The organism is Chelativorans alearensis, from assembly GCF_010993735.1.
GTDB lineage: Bacteria > Pseudomonadota > Alphaproteobacteria > Rhizobiales > Rhizobiaceae > Chelativorans > Chelativorans alearense.
Genome location: NZ_WQNI01000005.1, coordinates 102,771 through 118,001 on the forward strand (window position 1 = coordinate 102,771; position 15,231 = coordinate 118,001).

15 protein-coding genes and 1 pseudogene are annotated in these 15,231 nt (G+C 64.8%); 7 read left to right on the forward strand and 9 right to left on the reverse strand.

Translation table 11 applies throughout. The features are described 5' to 3' along the window. The first annotated feature begins 174 nt into the window (after positions 1-174). The 5 genes from GPJ75_RS08875 (at position 175) to ureG (ending at position 3,246) form a co-directional block, all read left to right on the forward strand. Entirely contained in the window at positions 175-717 is a 543-nt protein-coding gene (locus GPJ75_RS08875; RefSeq protein ID WP_163267242.1) for a peroxiredoxin, read from the forward strand. A 145-nt stretch (positions 718-862) separates the two neighbouring features. Then, the gene (locus GPJ75_RS08880) at positions 863-1,453 is read left to right on the forward strand and encodes a hypothetical protein (RefSeq protein ID WP_163267244.1); all 591 of its coding nucleotides are present in this window, start codon (positions 863-865) and stop codon (positions 1,451-1,453) included. A gap of 29 nt (positions 1,454-1,482) precedes the next feature. Beyond that, entirely contained in the window at positions 1,483-1,971 is a 489-nt protein-coding gene (locus tag GPJ75_RS08885; RefSeq protein ID WP_163267246.1) for an urease accessory protein UreE, read from the forward strand. Beyond that, positions 1,919-2,626 (forward strand): urease accessory protein UreF, encoded by a 708-nt coding sequence (locus GPJ75_RS08890; RefSeq protein ID WP_246248987.1) that lies wholly within the window; start codon positions 1,919-1,921, stop codon positions 2,624-2,626. The genes GPJ75_RS08885 and GPJ75_RS08890 overlap by 53 nt, the downstream gene beginning before the upstream one ends. Next, positions 2,623-3,246, forward strand: coding sequence for an urease accessory protein UreG (ureG, locus tag GPJ75_RS08895; RefSeq protein WP_163267248.1), 624 nt, complete (start codon positions 2,623-2,625; stop codon positions 3,244-3,246). Before GPJ75_RS08890 ends, ureG begins: the two co-directional genes overlap by 4 nt. A 1-nt stretch (position 3,247) precedes the next feature. On the opposite strand, the gene GPJ75_RS08900 is transcribed toward ureG, so the two are convergent. The 7 genes from GPJ75_RS08900 to GPJ75_RS08930 are packed head-to-tail and all read right to left on the reverse strand — an operon-like array spanning position 3,248 to position 10,779. Then, positions 3,248-4,042 carry an SDR family NAD(P)-dependent oxidoreductase gene (locus GPJ75_RS08900; protein WP_163267250.1) on the reverse strand — a complete coding sequence of 265 codons (795 nt, stop codon included), beginning with the start codon at positions 4,040-4,042 and terminating at the stop codon, positions 3,248-3,250. A gap of 3 nt (positions 4,043-4,045) precedes the next feature. After that, complete coding sequence (locus GPJ75_RS08905; protein WP_163267252.1) at positions 4,046-4,891, reverse strand: purine-nucleoside phosphorylase; 846 nt, start codon at positions 4,889-4,891, stop codon at positions 4,046-4,048. Between the two features lie 24 nt (positions 4,892-4,915). Beyond that, positions 4,916-6,232, reverse strand: a complete 1,317-nt coding sequence (locus GPJ75_RS08910; protein WP_163267253.1) for an amidohydrolase family protein — start codon at positions 6,230-6,232, stop codon at positions 4,916-4,918. After that, complete coding sequence (locus GPJ75_RS08915) at positions 6,229-7,146, reverse strand: ABC transporter permease (protein WP_163267255.1); 918 nt, start codon at positions 7,144-7,146, stop codon at positions 6,229-6,231. The genes GPJ75_RS08910 and GPJ75_RS08915 overlap by 4 nt, the downstream gene beginning before the upstream one ends. Further along, positions 7,139-8,209 carry an ABC transporter permease gene (locus GPJ75_RS08920; protein ID WP_163267256.1) on the reverse strand — a complete coding sequence of 357 codons (1,071 nt, stop codon included), beginning with the start codon at positions 8,207-8,209 and terminating at the stop codon, positions 7,139-7,141. The genes GPJ75_RS08915 and GPJ75_RS08920 overlap by 8 nt, the downstream gene beginning before the upstream one ends. After that, a complete protein-coding gene (locus tag GPJ75_RS08925) occupies positions 8,206-9,726 on the reverse strand; it encodes an ABC transporter ATP-binding protein (protein ID WP_163267257.1) in 1,521 nt (506 codons plus the stop codon). The genes GPJ75_RS08920 and GPJ75_RS08925 overlap by 4 nt, the downstream gene beginning before the upstream one ends. Positions 9,727-9,777: 51 nt before the next feature. Next, a complete protein-coding gene (locus GPJ75_RS08930; RefSeq protein WP_163267258.1) occupies positions 9,778-10,779 on the reverse strand; it encodes a BMP family ABC transporter substrate-binding protein in 1,002 nt (333 codons plus the stop codon). Positions 10,780-11,049: 270 nt separating this feature from the next. On the opposite strand from GPJ75_RS08930, the gene GPJ75_RS08935 reads away from it, so the two are divergent. Further along, positions 11,050-11,433 carry a cupin domain-containing protein gene (locus tag GPJ75_RS08935; RefSeq protein ID WP_163267259.1) on the forward strand — a complete coding sequence of 128 codons (384 nt, stop codon included), beginning with the start codon at positions 11,050-11,052 and terminating at the stop codon, positions 11,431-11,433. On the opposite strand, the gene GPJ75_RS08940 is transcribed toward GPJ75_RS08935, so the two are convergent. Beyond that, positions 11,430-12,512 (reverse strand): class I SAM-dependent methyltransferase, encoded by a 1,083-nt coding sequence (locus tag GPJ75_RS08940; RefSeq protein WP_163267260.1) that lies wholly within the window; start codon positions 12,510-12,512, stop codon positions 11,430-11,432. The two genes, GPJ75_RS08935 and GPJ75_RS08940, sit on opposite strands and share 4 nt — an antisense overlap. Before the next feature lie 233 nt (positions 12,513-12,745). Between GPJ75_RS08940 and GPJ75_RS08945 the strand changes: the two are divergent. Continuing rightward, positions 12,746-13,555: pseudogene (locus GPJ75_RS08945) on the forward strand (GlxA family transcriptional regulator); the annotation flags it as partial. A 120-nt stretch (positions 13,556-13,675) separates the two neighbouring features. On the opposite strand, the gene GPJ75_RS08950 reads toward GPJ75_RS08945, so the two are convergent. Beyond that, a complete protein-coding gene (locus GPJ75_RS08950) occupies positions 13,676-15,226 on the reverse strand; it encodes a SpoVR family protein (RefSeq protein WP_163267262.1) in 1,551 nt (516 codons plus the stop codon). Positions 15,227-15,231: the final 5 nt, after the last annotated feature.

The following is a 15,231-nucleotide window of genomic DNA, read 5'->3' on the forward strand; positions in this document are numbered from 1 at the left end:
CTCTCTCAACAGAATCGGCGCTTTGCCGCACTTGGCTTCGCACCTGCAAAATGATTTATTGCAGTGCCGTACTCGGCGCGGTCCTCCCCCGCGCCGGATCATGACCAGAACCAAGTTTGCAGCCTCCCCGATTTTTTCCGGGGCTGGTTCATCTGTTGTCGAAGGATTGTATTCATGAGGTTGAGAAAAGTCCCCGACGCGACCTTCCGCACGCGTGTGCGCGATGAAAGCATCGAAGGCCCGAACCCCTATCGCTGGGAAGAGAAGACCACCGCCGACTATTTCGCCGGTAAGCGGATCGTCCTCTTCTCACTGCCGGGTGCCTTCACCCCCACCTGTTCCACCTACCAGCTTCCTGACTTCGAGAAGCTCTATGGCGAGTTCAACGCGGAGGGCATCGACGAGATCTACTGCATCTCCGTCAATGACGCCTTTGTCATGAATGCCTGGGGCAAAACGCAAGGCATCGAGAACATCAAGCTCATCCCGGATGGCTCGGGCGAGTTTACCCGCAAGATGGGCATGCTGGTGGCCAAGGATAATCTTGGCTTCGGCATGCGCTCCTGGCGCTATGCGGCGGTCGTCAATGACGGCGTCATAGAGCAATGGTTCAAGGAGGAGGGCTTCGCCGACAACTGCGAGACCGATCCCTACGGCGTCTCCTCGCCGCAGAATATTCTGGACAATCTGCGGGCGGGCGAAGCGGTCGCCGCCTGACTGCACTATCCGGCAAAATCCGAGCCCCGGCGGCGCTGACGCGGCCGGGGCTTTTCCTTGCACCACGACTGCCGCTGACGCACACTTGGCGCGCCTGACCATGCGCGAGGGGGAGATTCCATGACGGCAATATCAGCAGGATGCGATGGACCATGAACTGACCGGCGTGGAGATTTTCCCGCATATCCGCATCGTCATGGGCATCATCATCGGCATGGGCATCACCCGCCTGCTGGCCGGCATCGCCCGCTTCGTCCAGCACCCGGCCCGGGAGAGCATCTCCACCATCCACCTCGCCTGGGTCGCAACCATGCTCTTGATGCTGGTGCATTTCTGGTGGTGGGAGGTAGCGCTCTACGGCATCCGGCACTGGTCCTTCGGCGTCTTCTTCTTCCTCATCATCTACTCCGTCGTGCTCTTCCTGATGAGCGTGCTGTTGTTCCCCGACGACATCCGAGAATACGCAAACTACGAGGATTTCTTTCTCAACCGTCGAAAGTGGTTCTTCGGCCTGCTCGCCTCCACCCTCATTCTCGACGTCGTCGACACATACATCAAAGGCGAGACGCATTTCGACGAGTACCGCATAGAGCTGTTGGTTAGCACGCCGGTCTTCTTCATCCTGTGCCTGATGGCGATGCGGATCGCCATTCGCAAGTTCCATCTCGCCATGGTGGCTATTAATATGGCCTATGAAGCCATCTGGATCGCCACGCTGTTCGACACGCCCAGTTGAACCGGCGGCAAGCCCGAAAAGGAAAACAGATGCCCCGCGCCGTTTCGCACGTCCATGCCGGAGAATTCGACGGCACCCCCGTCGGTCATATCGTGCTCGCCCATGACGAACGCCACCTGCGCCGCAAGCTTCTCACGCTCAAGGAGGGTGGCGAGGTGGTCGTCGACCTGCACGAGGCAGTGGCGCTAGGCAACGGCGATGCGCTTGTGCTGGAGGATGGAGGCCTGGTGGAGATCCTCGCCGCCGAGGAAGCGCTTTACGAGGTGACGGCGCGCGACAGGAACCATCTGGCAAAGCTGTGCTGGCACCTGGGCAACCGCCACTTGCCCACCGAGATCGACGAGGACCGCGTCCTCATCGGCCGCGACCACGTCATCCGTGACATGCTCCTCGGCCTCGGCGCGACGGTGCGGGAGATCACCGCGCCCTTCTCGCCGGAACGCGGCGCCTATCACAGCCATTCACATGGCCACCATCACCACGATCACGACGCCGAGCACCACCACCATCATGGCTGACACGCAGGCCCTCCAGAGATTGCTCGCCTGGGCCTCACCGGCCTTTCCGGTGGGTGCCTTCGCCTATTCGGCCGGTCTTGAATCGGCAATCGAGGAAAAGCGCATAACCGATTCCGCCACAACGCGAAACTGGATCGAGGGCAGCCTGCGAGGCGGCGCGGCGCGCAACGACGCGATCCTGGCAGCCGAGGCCTGCCGCGCCCATCGGTACACGGCGAAGTTGACGGAGCTTGCCGAGCACTGCCTGGCGCTCACCCCGGCACGCCAGCGGCACGAGGAGATGCTGGTGACGGGTAAGGCGTTCATGGAGGCGGCAAGCGCGTGGCCGAACCCGGTGCTGGGCCGGCTTCCCGATCCCTGCCCCTACCCGGTCGCCTTCGGCGCGGTTGCCGGCGCAGGCGGTATCGCAGCGGCCGAGACGCTGATCGCCTTCCTCACCGCCTACACCCAGGCGCAGATTTCAGTGTCCATCCGGCTGGTACCGCTCGGCCAGACCGATGGGCTTGCCATCCTGGCGGCGCTGGAGCCGCTGATCGCCGCAACTGGGGACACGCTCGCCAAGGCAAGCCTCAACGACCTTGGCTCGGCCGCCTATGCCGCCGACATCGCGGCCATGAAACACGAAACGCTTTCCACGAGGATTTTCCGCTCATGACCTCACCCAACGGACCCCTGCGCATCGGCATCGGCGGGCCTGTCGGCTCCGGCAAGACGACCCTGTGCGAGATGCTGCTCAAGACCATGCGCGAGCGCTATTCCATGGCCGTCGTCACCAACGATATCTATACCAAGGAGGACGCCCTCATCCTCGCCCGTCTGCAGACGATCTCGGAAGACCGCATCATCGGTGTGGAGACCGGCGGCTGTCCGCATACGGCGATCCGCGAGGATGCCTCGTTGAACCTCGCAGCAATCGCCGACCTGAACCGCCGCTTCCCCGACCTCGATGTGGTGCTGATCGAAAGCGGCGGCGACAACCTGGCCGCCACCTTCTCGCCCGACCTGGCCGACCTGACGATCTACGTTATCTCCGTCGCCCAAGGCGAAAAGATCCCGCGCAAGGGCGGCCCCGCCATCACACGCTCGGACCTGCTTATCATCAACAAGACCGACCTCGCACCCCACGTGGGCGCCGATCTCGACGTGATGCGGAAGGACACCGAAAAGGTGCGCGAGGGGCGCCCCTACGTGATGACGGACCTCTCCCGCCGCAATGGGCTCGAAGATGTCGTTGCCTTTATCGAGCGTAATGGGGCGTTGAAGGCTTTGGCCTGATCTACCATGTCGGGCGCGTGCTGACGCCGCCATCGACTACCAGATCGGCACCGGTGATCCAGCGCGCGGCGTCGGAGAGGAGGAAGAGCACGGCATCTCCAACATCTTCCGGCTGGCCGAGCCGGCCGAGCGGTGTAGCCTTCTTCCATCGGGTAACACCTTCCGGCCAGACTTCCTCGATGCCCTCGCGGTGAACAAGCCCCGGCGAGATGGCGTTGACGCGAATGCCGAGCACACCCAATTCCAGCGCCGCCGCCCTGGTGAACATGAGGAGCGCCGCCTTCGACGCCGCGTAGTGGGCGTGCCCCTCCGCCGGCTGGTGCCCTTCGATCGAGGCGATGTTGACCACCGCGCCAGCGCCGGAACCCGACGCGCGCACATGCCCGGCGAAGGTGCGTGTGAGCAGGAACGGCGCGCCGGCATTGACCGCCATCATCCGCGCCCAGCTCGCCTGCGAGATATCCGTGAACGGCTCCACCGGCTGGTTTCCTGCGCAATTCACGACGCCGTAAAGGCCGCCGAACTGCTCCACAGCGTCACGGACGAGCGCTTCGGCATCGGCCTCTTCGGCAAGGTCCGCCTGGCAGGTGGCAGCCTTCCCACCCGCTTGCGCGATTTGCGAAACGAGACCCTCCGCCGCCGCGCGGTTGCCGTGGTAGTGACAGACGACATTGGCGCCCGCCTCGGCGAGACGCCGGGCGATGCCCGCGCCGATCCCCCCGCTCGCCCCGGTGACGACCACCGTCCGGCCGGAGAGGTCGAGAAGCTCAGCGACCGGAGGGGTGTCCGCCGCCATTGCTCATCCCTCCTTCCCACCCGGCAGGGCAGGCAGAAGCTCGGTGAGGACCGCCGCGATTTTCTCGCCGCATATGGCGGCATGGGCGAAGATGTCCTCAACAGTGTCGGGCTGCTGGTCCGGTCCGCCGGTGGCCTGGTTGGTGATCGCCGAAAAGCCAACGACGGGCAGGCTCGCATGGTTGGCCGCGATCACCTCGGTGACGGTGGACATGCCGACCGCGTCCGCCCCGGCGGCGCGCAGGAAGCGGCGCTCGGCGGAGGTCTCGAGCGAAGGGCCGAGCACGCCCGCATAGATGCCGCGGCGGACGGTCACCTCCGCGCGCCCGGCCGCCTGCGCGGCAAGGTCGAGCAGCGACGGGTCGTAGGCCCGCGACATGTCGGGGAAGCGCAGGCCGATCGCCTCGTCGTTCGTGCCCCGCAGCGGATTATGGCCGGTGAAGTTCAGATGATCCTCGATCAGCATCACCTCGCCCGCCTGGTAGTCGGGGTTGAGACCGCCGGCGGCATTGGTCACCACCAGCGTCGCCGCGCCAAGCCGCTTCAACAGATAGACGGCAAGCGCGATGTCGCGCGGCGACCAGCCCTCGAAAAGATGCAGCCGTCCCTGCATCACGACGACACGTCGGCCATGAAGCGTGCCGATGACGAGCTGGCCCTTGTGGCCAGGGGCCGTCGAGACGGGAAAATCCTCGATCTCCTGGTAAGGGATGACCGTGGCATCCGACACGGCATCGGCGAGATGGCCGAGCCCGGAGCCGAGCATGAGGGCGATCTCGCACGGCGCGCCGGCGCGCTCGGCGATCGATGCATAGGCCCTCTCAAGGCGCGGAAGCTGGCTCTCGGTCATGACTATCCCTCGTATGGTGATCGTTTAAGCGATGCTCGCGGCGATCTTCGGCACCAGCAGTTCGACGGCCTCGATCGTTTCCTCGATGGCGTGGCGGGTCAGCTCCCCCTCGCGCACCACCTGCTCGCCGCCCAGGAAAACATGGCGCACATCGGATTTGGCGGTCGAATAGACGAGATGCGTGACGGGATCGAACATCGGAACGGCGTGCGGCCGCTTCACGTCGATAAGGATCATATCGGCGAGCTTGCCCGGCTCCAGGCTGCCGATGCGGTCGGCCGCGTTCAGTGCCGCCGCGCCCGCCGAGGTCATCATGGCCAGCGCTTCGCCCGTGGAGACGGCGTCGGCCTTGGCCGAGACGGCCTTGTGCAGCGTCGCCGCCAGCCTGAGCGCCATCCACATGTCGAGGTCGTTGCCGCTGATGGCACCGTCGGTGCCGAGCGTCACCCGCACGCCGGCGGCGAGCATCTCAGGCACGCGGGCAAAGCCCGAGGCGAGTTTCAGGTTCGACATCGGATTGTGCACCGCGGTAGCGCCCGTGCGGGCAAGGATATCGATCTCCTCGTCGTCGAGATGCACACAGTGGGCAAGCACCGTGCGCTCGTCGAGCAGGCCCAGATGATCGAGATGGCGGATGACGGAGCGGCCGTAGCGACTGGAGACGTCGGCCTGCTCGGCCCTGGTCTCGGCTGCATGGGTGCTGAAGAGCGCGCCGTGATGGTCGGCGATCTCCTTGGCCGCCTTCAGATTCTCCGGCGCCACCGTATAGGCGCCGTGCGGCAGGATGGCAGGAAAGACATCCTCCGCCCCTCCGAATTCCTCGAAGAAACGCTCTGCCGCAGCAATGCGGCCCTTGAGATCGTCGCCCGTCACCCCCGGTGGGTCGAAGAAGATGCCCCCGGTCGAAACACGCATGCCCACCTTGCGCGCCGCCTTCACCGTCTCGGCCGGATACCAGAACATGTCCATCACCGTTGTGACGCCCGAAAGCAGGAGCTCGGCAAAACCCAACACACTGCCGAGATGGCAGGTCTCGGGATTGAGGATCGCCCCTTCCGCCTTCCACACCGTCTGCAGCCACGGCTCCAGCGGTAGGTCCTCCACGAGCCCGCGGAACAGGCTGTCGCCGGCATGGCAGTGGGTGTTGATAAGACCCGGCATCAGGATATAGCCCGTGCCGTCGACGACCTGGCGGGCACTGGCCGCGGCGGCTTCGAGCTCCGCACTGGAGGCGACACGCTCGATGCGACCGCCCTCGACGGCAACACCGCCCACGGTGATCACCGTGCCTGCGGCATCGCAGGTGACCACGGTTGCGTTGGTGACGACGAGATCCGTCATAGCGTTCCTCCGTTCGCTGTGCGTCCGTGGCGCCACCACGACAGCGCCACCAGAACCACGAGCGTGGCGAGATACGGCATCATATCCGTGAACTGCTGCGGCATGCCCAGCCCCTGCACGCGGAACGACATGCTGTCAACGGCACCGAAGATGACGGCGATGGCAAAGAGCGGCCACGGCCGTCCGCGTGTCAGAAGCACAGCGACCACCGCGATCCAGCCGCGCCCGGCGCTCATACTCTCCACGAAAAGATTGACGTTGGCGATTGAAAGCTGCGCGCCGCCGAGCCCGCACAAAGCCCCGCAGCCCATCAGCGCATAAAGCTGCACACGCCGCCGCCCGACACCTCCCGCCTCGAGCGCCGCCGGATTTTCGCCAGCGGCGCGGATGCGCAAGCCGAGCCGGTGGCGGGCGAAGAAGAAACTGAGCGCCGGCACCATGAGAAGTGCCAGATAGAACAGCGGCGACTGCCCGTCGAGGAAGGGGCCGATCAGCGGCAGGGAAGCGAGGCCCGGGATGGAGATCCGGGCAAAGCCAGCAATCGCCGGATCGCTGAAGGCACCCATGGCATCGAAGATGGCGCGCAGGAGATAGGTGGTGAGCCCGGCGGCCAGGATGTTGATGGCGATGGAAACGACAATGGCGTCCCCGCCCCGCCGCAGGTTGAACTCGGCGAAGACGAGGCCCATGGCAACGCCGGCCAGCATAGCGGCAAGCGCGCCGATGTAGGGGGAACCGGAAAAATAGGAGCCGACGACGGCGGCGAAGGCGCCGACGAGCAGGAAACCTTCGAGCGCGATGTTGAAAACCCCTGCCCGCTCGCACAGCGCCCCGCCGAGCGCGGCAAGCAGGATCGGCGTGACGAAACGCGGCACCGAAGCGGCAAACGAGGCATCGAAGAGCAGGTCAAGCATCGTCGGTCGCCCCCGCCTTGCGTTCGGAAGAGGCGACGAGCGCGCCGGAGACCCGGCTCGCCACGAACAGGATGATGACCGCCTGCATGACCAGCGCGATCTCCTTGGGCACACCGGCCGAGCGCTCCATGCCCGCCGCCCCCGTCTGGATCGCCGCGAAGAACAGGCCCGAAAGCGGCACCGCCCAGGGGATCATGCCCACGAGGAGAACCGCGATGATGCCCGTCCAGGCATAGAGCGGCTGCACCAGCATGCCGTCAATATAGCGGTGGTGCATCCCGAAGACGGCGATGGCGCCGACCAACCCGGCAACCGCCCCGCTCATGGCCAGCGTCTGCAGCGTGAGCTTGCTGACCGGCAGCCCGACCGTGCGCGCGAAGGCCGGAGACAGGCCGTTCATGCGGGCGTGATAGCCATGCACGGTGGCGCGGCTGTAGACGACGGCGAAGAGGCTCACGGCCACGATGAACAGGATGCCGATATCGAGCCGCGTGCCGGGAAAGTAGGAAAGCCACGTCGCTTGGGGAACCAGATGCGACTGCACCATGCCCGACTGCACGTCGCGGAAGGGATGCGCGACGACGTAGGAGGCAATGTAGCGGATGGGATAGTTGAGAAGCAGCGAGCCCACCAGCAGCGGCACGCCCACATAAAGCTGCATCACACCCGCCAGAAGTGCCCAGCCCGCCCCCGCCAGCATGGCAGCGAGGATCGAGGCAGTAAGCACGAAGAGCGGCGGCCCGGGCAGGAGAAGTGCTGCCAGGGCGGCGGCGAGCCCGCCCGCCACCAACTGCCCCTCACCGCCGATGTTGAACAACCCGGCGCGGAAGCTCAGCATGACGGAGACCGCCATGCCGGCGATGAGCGCGGTCCGGCTGAGGGTCGCCATGAGATAGGAGAAGCGCCGACCGCCGAAGGCGTTTTGCAGGAAGGCCGCAAGCGCATCGCCGAAAGGCGCTCCAACAAGCGCCATGAGGATGAAGAGCACGGCCGCGATCCAGGCGAGCGCCACCGCCCATGATACCGCCTCGCGCGCCATCGACCCTTGCCCGATACCGTTCATGCCACCTCCGGCAGGGCATCCACCACGCGCGACGTCATCATGCTGCCGATCCGCTCCCGGTCCGCCTCCGCCCCTGCCACCTCGCCGGCGAAGGCGCCGGAATACATGACTAGGATGCGGTCCGAGAGCGCCAGCACCTCATCGAGCTCGGTTGAGACCAGCAGCACGGCATGGCCCTCGTCGCGCATCCTCATCAATTCGCCGTGGATGAAGTCGATGGCACCGATGTCGACGCCCCAGGTGGGGTTCTCGGCGATGACCAGCGGTGTATCCCGCGCCAACTCGCGCCCGACGACGAGCTTCTGCTTGTTACCGCCCGACATGGTGGAGGCAAGTGCCGTGGGTCCGCCAGTTCGAATGCGGTAGCGCTCGATCAGCTGACGGGCGAAACCAGCCATCGCTGCGCGGTCGAGGAATGGGCCGCGCGTGAAGGAGGCGCTGTCGTCGCGGCCGGCATTGGCGTTCTCGCTGACCGTCGCGCCCAGCGCCAGCCCCATGCGTTGGCGGTCCTCCGGGATGTAGCTCATGCCGATCAGCCGCCGGTCCTCCACGTCCAGGTTCCCGATCGGCCTGCCGCAAAGTACGATCTCCCCCGATAGCGACGGCGCAAGCCCGGTGATCGCCTGGATCAGCTCGGCCTGCCCGTTGCCGCTGACACCGGCGATGCCGACGATCTCGCCAGCACGCACGGAAAGCGACAATGGCCCGACAGTGCCACCTCGGCCGGCGACCTTGAGGTCGCGCACAATAAGCACCTCCTCGCCCGGTGTCCGCGCGGTGCGCTGCCGCGCCGGCGGCAGTTCGCCGCCGATGATCCCGCGCGCGATCTCCTCCTTGCTGGTCGCAGACAGCGGCCCCGACCGGACCAGCCGTCCCGCGCGCATGACGCTGACACGATCGGCCAGTTCCATCACTTCGTCCAGCTTATGGGTGATGAGGACGATGGCCTTCTCCGCCGAGCGGAAGCTGCGCAGGGTGGCGAAGAGCCGGTCCTTCTCCAGCGGGGTCAGCACCGAGGTGGGCTCGTCGAGGATCAGCACCTCCGCCTCCCGGTAAAGCATCTTCAGCACCTCGACGACCTGCCGCTCTCCCACCGAAAGCCGGCCGACCGGACGGTCGAGGTCCATGGCGATGCCGTGTTCGTCCGCAACCACGGCCAACCGCCGCCGCGCGGCGGCAAAATCGACAAACCCGAAACGGCCGACAGGCTCGGCGCACAGCACCACGTTCTCCAGGACCGTCATCGATTCCTGCAGCATGAAGTGCTGGTGCACCATACCGAGGCCGTGGCGGATCGCCTCCTGGGGCGAGGCCCAACGCATCTCCTTGCCATCGAGGCTGATCGTGCCGGCCTCCGGCGCGACGAGGCCGAAGAGCACGTTCATGAGCGTCGTCTTGCCCGCCCCGTTCTCACCGACGATAGCGTGGATCTCGCCCGGCTCGATGACGAGCGAAGCATCATCGACAGCGGTCAGCGCGCCGAAGCGGACCGTGATGCCGGAAAGCGCCACACGCATCGGCCTACCCTTCCGCCATGCGCACACTCGCCGTTCTTACGGCGAGATCGCTCACTGGGCAAACATCGGGTCTTCGAGCTTCAGCGAGCCATCGCTGATGCTGGCGGCGACGCTACGCATCTTCTCCACCACCTCCGGATGCTCGGCGACCACGCATTGACTGTCGGCGAGCTGGCCCTCTTCGAGAGCCATGGCCGACACCCCGCCTTCCGCAAGGCCGAGCGACATCATCACATGCTCGCCCTCGAGAATGGCGCCGATGGCCTGCAGCATGGCGTTGTCGACCCGCTTCAGCGTGACGTCGACCACGTGGCCTGGCGCTTGCGGGCACTGGTTGATGTCGACGGAGAAAACCAGGAAGTCGCCTTGCTCGGCAGCTTCGAAGACGCCGAAATCGCCGCCCGACGTGGCCGTGAAGATGAGGTCGGAGCCGGCCGAGTGCATGGCCACCGCCTGCTCCTTGGCGCGCACCGGATCGGAGAACGGGTTCTCCCCGCCCACCCAGCGCACGTCGACGCTCGCCTCGGGTGCCACCGACTTGACGCCCTGCGCGTAGCCGTCGGTGTAGCGATGCAGGAAGGGGATATCGAGTGCCCCGACCACGCCCACCTTGCCGCTCTCCGACAACATTCCGGCGGCAACGCCCATCAGGTAGCTTGCCTCGTATTCCCGGAACACGGCACAGTGAACGTTCTCCGGCCTGTCCTCAATGCACTGGTCGACGATGAGGAACTGGATGTCGGGCGCCGTCGGCGCCACTTCCCGGACGATGTCGTTGAACTCGAAGCCGAGAAGCACGACGATGTCGGCCTCTTCGTTCACCGCCGCATTCACGTTCTCCAGGCGGTCGGCGGCGGTCCTGCTCTCGTAGGTCCTCACATCGGCCCCATACTCCTCGCCCGCCGCCTCGATGCCGTCCCGGCCCATCTGCAGGAACGCGTTGACGCCGATCGGGTCCGGCGAGACGTAGACGAAGAGCTTGTCCTCTTGGGCGGCTGCCGTTCCTGCCGCGCTCACCAACCCGGCGGCGAGCAGTGCTTTCAAGAATTTCATCCGGTAATCTCCCTGTTCGTCCCCTCGCGCCGGCTTTCGCCTGAAGCGGTCGCAGATCGGTCCCCAAGAACGGCGGCATGACAATCGCTTGCGGACGCAGCCGCCACGGCATGAAGTCAAGGGTGAAATCGCCCGGAAGCCGCACCCCCATGCAACGGGAAACGGCGCCGCTTCGCAAGCCCGACCACTGCTTTTGACAATTTAGGATGCCATTTCTAACAATTGTCAAGCGATCTGATATTTGCTGAAATTGTTCATAGCGAGGAAGCGATGCAGTCCGATTGGTTTGTGCCCGACGCGGGCCGGAAGGAGCTCTGGACGGAGGAGCGATGCTTCATCACCGAGCTTTTGAACGCGCCGGCCTCGCCCGATGCTTCGCTCGCCGTCGCCCGGGTAGAGCCAGGCGTCACGACGCAACTGCACAAGCTTGCCGGCACCTCGGAACGCTATATCATCCGCAAGGGCAAGGGCATTGTCGAGATCGACGGCGTCCGCCAGCAGCTCACGGTCGGCGACCAGGCGGTGATCCCGGCGAACGCCGCCCAACGCATCACCAACACCGGCGACGGCGATCTGGAGTTCTACTGCCTCTGTACACCCCAATTCCGGCCTGAAGTTTACGTGAACCTGGAGGAGAGCGGAGGCGCGGGTTAAACCCGCGCCACAAACCAGACGTTCATCGGGTCGTGCGGCAGGACGTGGCGGTCCACCGAACGGAAACCCGCGCTCTCCAGCATTCCCTTTGCCGTCTCCCAGCCCCACATCGTGCCGAGCCCCTGGCCGCCCTGGCCCAGCGAAACTGGCGTGCAGTGTGCGCAGGAGATGGCGTAGAGAAAACCGGCCATCGGGAAATCGAGATTGTTCTCGAGCTTCGCCGAGCCGCCGATGTCCTGCATCAGATAGACGCCGCCGGGCTTCAGCGCTCCATGAAGGCTGCGGATCAGCGCCTGCGGGTCCTTCTGGTCGTGCACCGCATCGAACGAGGTGATGAAGTCGAAGCGCGCCTTTTCGTCGTAGCCGGTGAGGTCCCGTTGTTCAAAGCGGATGTTTGCAAGACCCGCCTTCCGTGCTGCCTCATTGGCGAACTCGATAGCATCCGCACATAGGTCGTAGCCGGTGAAGCGGCTCTTCGGGAAACGCTTCGCCATCTCGATAAGCGCTAGGCCGCGCCCGCAGCCGGCGTCGAGCACGTCGATGCCCGCCTCCATGCGCTCCGCGATCCCCTCGGCCAGAGGCAGGATAACGTCGAAGATCTGGGGGACGACCGTCTGCCCGCTATCCTCCGCCATGAACTGGTGAAAGCAGGGATAGTCGCCATAGGCCAGCCCCTCGCCGGTCTCGAAGCAGGTGAGGAGCCGCTCCTGCATTTGCCCTATCAGGGCAATGGCCTGGGCATAGACCGCAAGGTTGCCGAGCGGCGCCTCACGCGTCAGGCAAGCGACATGTTCAGGCGGCAGACGGTAGGTTTTCCCCGCCGGATCGTAGGCGACGATGCCGCCCGTCACCATCACCGCCAGCCATTCGCGCACGTAGCGCTCGGAAAGCTCCGCGCGCTCAGCGATCGCCGCGCTCGTCGACGGCGGCAGCGCCGCCAGCACGTCGAACAGTCCCAGCCGGTGGCCGACAGACATCATCACCGCCACCGTGCCCGAATTGAGGATGCCGCCGACATTTTCAGCAAAGGCTTCCGCTGTCGCCATATCCAGTGTCGGGGTTTCTGCAGCCAAGGACATTGTTCCTCTCCTTCAACGATTGAATACCGGACGGCGGAGTATCCCGTGGAGTAGGCCTACAGAAGTGCTGAAATGGACAAGAACGAGGCTTTTGTGCCATTTATGCCCCCATGAACGCTTCACCCGACACAGCGTCGGCGCGCATCTGCCTGCTCGCCCTCCCGGAGACGACGCCGACATCGGTCTACGGCCTGCACGAGATCTTTTCCTCCGTGGGCGTGGCCTGGCAGGAGATGACGGGCGAAGAGGTCGATGTCCGCCGCCTGAAAACGCGTATCGTGGCAAGACAGGCCGCCCCGTTTCCCTCCTCGCTCGGCGTGCCAATCGCGCCGCATGCGCGGCTCGAGGATACCGGTCGCGCCGACGTGGTCATCGTCACCGACCTGGCGCTCGCGGCGGAGGAGAATCCGCACGGGAAATGGAACGAGGAAGCGGCCTGGGTGCGGGACCAATTCCAGCAAGGGGCGACCATCTGTTCGGTCTGCACCGGCTCGGTCTTCCTGGCCGAAGCCGGCTTGCTCGACGGCGTCGAGGCCACCAGCCATTGGGGCGTCACGGGTATTTTCGCTGCGCATTATCCGCAGGTGAAGCTGCACCCGGAGCGCATCCTGTGCCCGGCAGGGCCAGAGCACCGCATAGTCACGGGTGGCGGCGCGGGCGCCTGGGCGGACCTCGCGCTCTACCTGATCGCCCGCTTCTGCGGTGCAGCGGAGGCCGTGCGCATCGCCAAGGTCTTCGTGCTCGGCGACCGCAGCGAAGGGCAACTACCCTTCGCCGCCATGGGCAAGGTGCCCGCCCACTCCGACGCCGCGATCGGCCGATGCCAGGAGTGGCTTGCCGACCACTATACCGAAGCCAATCCGGTGAGCCGCATGGCGGCTCTCTCGGGCCTGCCGGAGCGCACCTTCAAGCGGCGTTTCAAGGCGGCGACCGGCTATGCACCGATCGACTATGTACAGGCCTTGCGCATCGAGGAAGCGAAACAACTCCTCGAAACTACGGCCGAGCCGACGGACATGATCGCCCATCTCGCGGGCTATGACGACCCGGCCTTCTTCCGCCGTCTGTTCAAACGCATCACCGGCGTCACCCCGCCCGCTACCGCCAGCGCTACCGCTACATCGGCATTGCGGGGAAAGCCGGGATCTAAGCCTTGCTGCCCCTTACTCCCCAATCTGCTTCGTCGAGCACTCGTAGAGCCTTTCGCCACTTTCCCCGTCCACGCCTTCAAGGCTCACATCGTAGCCCCACAGGCGGCGCATGTGGCGCAGCGTTGCATTGCGGGTGGCTTCCTCCAGCACGACGCCATGCTTTACCCCGTGCTGAAGCCGTAGGTGGCGATCGCCGAGAAGATCGACATCGATGACCTGAACGTCCGGCTGAATGACGCCGATATCGTAGCTGCGGCCGAGCGCCGCGCGGACAGCTTCATAACCGCGCTCATTGTGGATCGAGGCGACTTCGCAATAGGGATCATCTGCATCGTCGGTAAGCTGGAACAGCCGGAAGTGGCGTATCAGCGCCGGGCTCAGATACTGCAGAACGAAGGACTCGTCGCGATGGTTCGCCCAGGCATCCAGCAGGACGCCTCGCCAGTCGCCGTTGCCGGCGATGTCGGGGAACCAGTCGCGGTCCTCCGACGTCGGCTCGGTGCAGATGCGCTCAATGTCCTTCATCATGGCAAAGCCCAGCGCATAAGGATTGATGCCGGAGAAGCGCGGATCGTCGAAAGCAGGCTGGAAGATCACGTTCGAGTGGCTCTGCAGGATCTCCAGCATCGCGCCCTCGCTGATTTTGCCATCGTCGTAGAGCCGGTTCATGATGGTGTGGTGGACGAAGGTGGCGCAGCCCTCGTTCATCACCTTGGTCTGCCGCTGCGGATAGAAATATTGCGCGATCACCCGTACGATGCGCAGGAGCTCACGCTGCCAGGGCTCCAGGATCAGGCTGTTCTTTTCCAGGAAATAAAGCAGGTTCTCCTCCGGCAGGTGAAGCGCCCGCTTGCGGTCCCGCGCCTCCCGCTCACGCTCGTCCTCGGTTCCGTCGGCTTCCTTCTTCGGCAGCGTGCGCCACAGGTCGCTGTAGGTCTGCTCCTCGTATTCCAGCCGCTCGCGCGCCCGCTCCCGCTCCTTCTCCGAGGAAAGGCGCGGTGCGCGGCGGTAGCGGAAAACGCCTTGGTCCATGAGCGCATGAGCGGAATCGAGAATGCTCTCCACCGCTGCCGTCCCGTGCCGCTCCTCGCACTTGGCGATGTATTTCTTGGCGAAATCCATATAGCTGAGGATGGTGGCCGCCTCGGTCCAGCGCTGGAACATGTAGTTGTTCTTGAAGAAGTGATTGTGGCCGAAGGCGGCGTGCGCGATCACCAGGGCCTGCATGGCCATGGTGTTTTCCTCCATCAGGTAGGAGATGCAGGGGTTGGAGTTGATGACCAACTCATAGGCGAGCCCGCGATGCCCCTTGCGGTAAAGGTGCTCCTCGAAGACGAAACGCTTGCCGAAGGACCAGTGCTGATACATCAGCGGCATGCCGATGGAGGAATAGGCGTCCAGCATCTGCTCCCAGGAGATGATCTCCAGCTGGTTCGGGTAGATGTCGAGCTTCAGGTCGTCGATGGCGATCTCGCTGATCGCGTCGTAGACACGGGAAAGCTTTTCGAAGTTCCAGTCCGAACTCCGGAACAGCAGATCTGGCGCGGATTCACTCTTCTTCATCGCGG

Bases quoted from the DNA above. Each gene is read 5' to 3' on its own strand.
- GPJ75_RS08875 (WP_163267242.1), top strand. From the start codon at position 175: ATGAGGTTGAGAAAAGTCCCCGACGCGACCTTCCGCACGCGTGTGCGC.
- GPJ75_RS08880 (WP_163267244.1), top strand. From the start codon at position 863: ATGGACCATGAACTGACCGGCGTGGAGATTTTCCCGCATATCCGCATC.
- GPJ75_RS08885 (WP_163267246.1), top strand. From the start codon at position 1,483: ATGCCCCGCGCCGTTTCGCACGTCCATGCCGGAGAATTCGACGGCACC.
- GPJ75_RS08890 (WP_246248987.1), top strand. From the start codon at position 1,919: ATGGCCACCATCACCACGATCACGACGCCGAGCACCACCACCATCATG.
- ureG (WP_163267248.1), top strand. From the start codon at position 2,623: ATGACCTCACCCAACGGACCCCTGCGCATCGGCATCGGCGGGCCTGTC.
- GPJ75_RS08900 (WP_163267250.1), bottom strand. From the start codon at position 4,042: ATGGCGGCGGACACCCCTCCGGTCGCTGAGCTTCTCGACCTCTCCGGC.
- GPJ75_RS08905 (WP_163267252.1), bottom strand. From the start codon at position 4,891: ATGACCGAGAGCCAGCTTCCGCGCCTTGAGAGGGCCTATGCATCGATC.
- GPJ75_RS08910 (WP_163267253.1), bottom strand. From the start codon at position 6,232: ATGACGGATCTCGTCGTCACCAACGCAACCGTGGTCACCTGCGATGCC.
- GPJ75_RS08915 (WP_163267255.1), bottom strand. From the start codon at position 7,146: ATGCTTGACCTGCTCTTCGATGCCTCGTTTGCCGCTTCGGTGCCGCGT.
- GPJ75_RS08920 (WP_163267256.1), bottom strand. From the start codon at position 8,209: ATGAACGGTATCGGGCAAGGGTCGATGGCGCGCGAGGCGGTATCATGG.
- GPJ75_RS08925 (WP_163267257.1), bottom strand. From the start codon at position 9,726: ATGCGTGTGGCGCTTTCCGGCATCACGGTCCGCTTCGGCGCGCTGACC.
- GPJ75_RS08930 (WP_163267258.1), bottom strand. From the start codon at position 10,779: ATGAAATTCTTGAAAGCACTGCTCGCCGCCGGGTTGGTGAGCGCGGCA.
- GPJ75_RS08935 (WP_163267259.1), top strand. From the start codon at position 11,050: ATGCAGTCCGATTGGTTTGTGCCCGACGCGGGCCGGAAGGAGCTCTGG.
- GPJ75_RS08940 (WP_163267260.1), bottom strand. From the start codon at position 12,512: ATGTCCTTGGCTGCAGAAACCCCGACACTGGATATGGCGACAGCGGAA.
- GPJ75_RS08950 (WP_163267262.1), bottom strand. From the start codon at position 15,226: ATGAAGAAGAGTGAATCCGCGCCAGATCTGCTGTTCCGGAGTTCGGAC.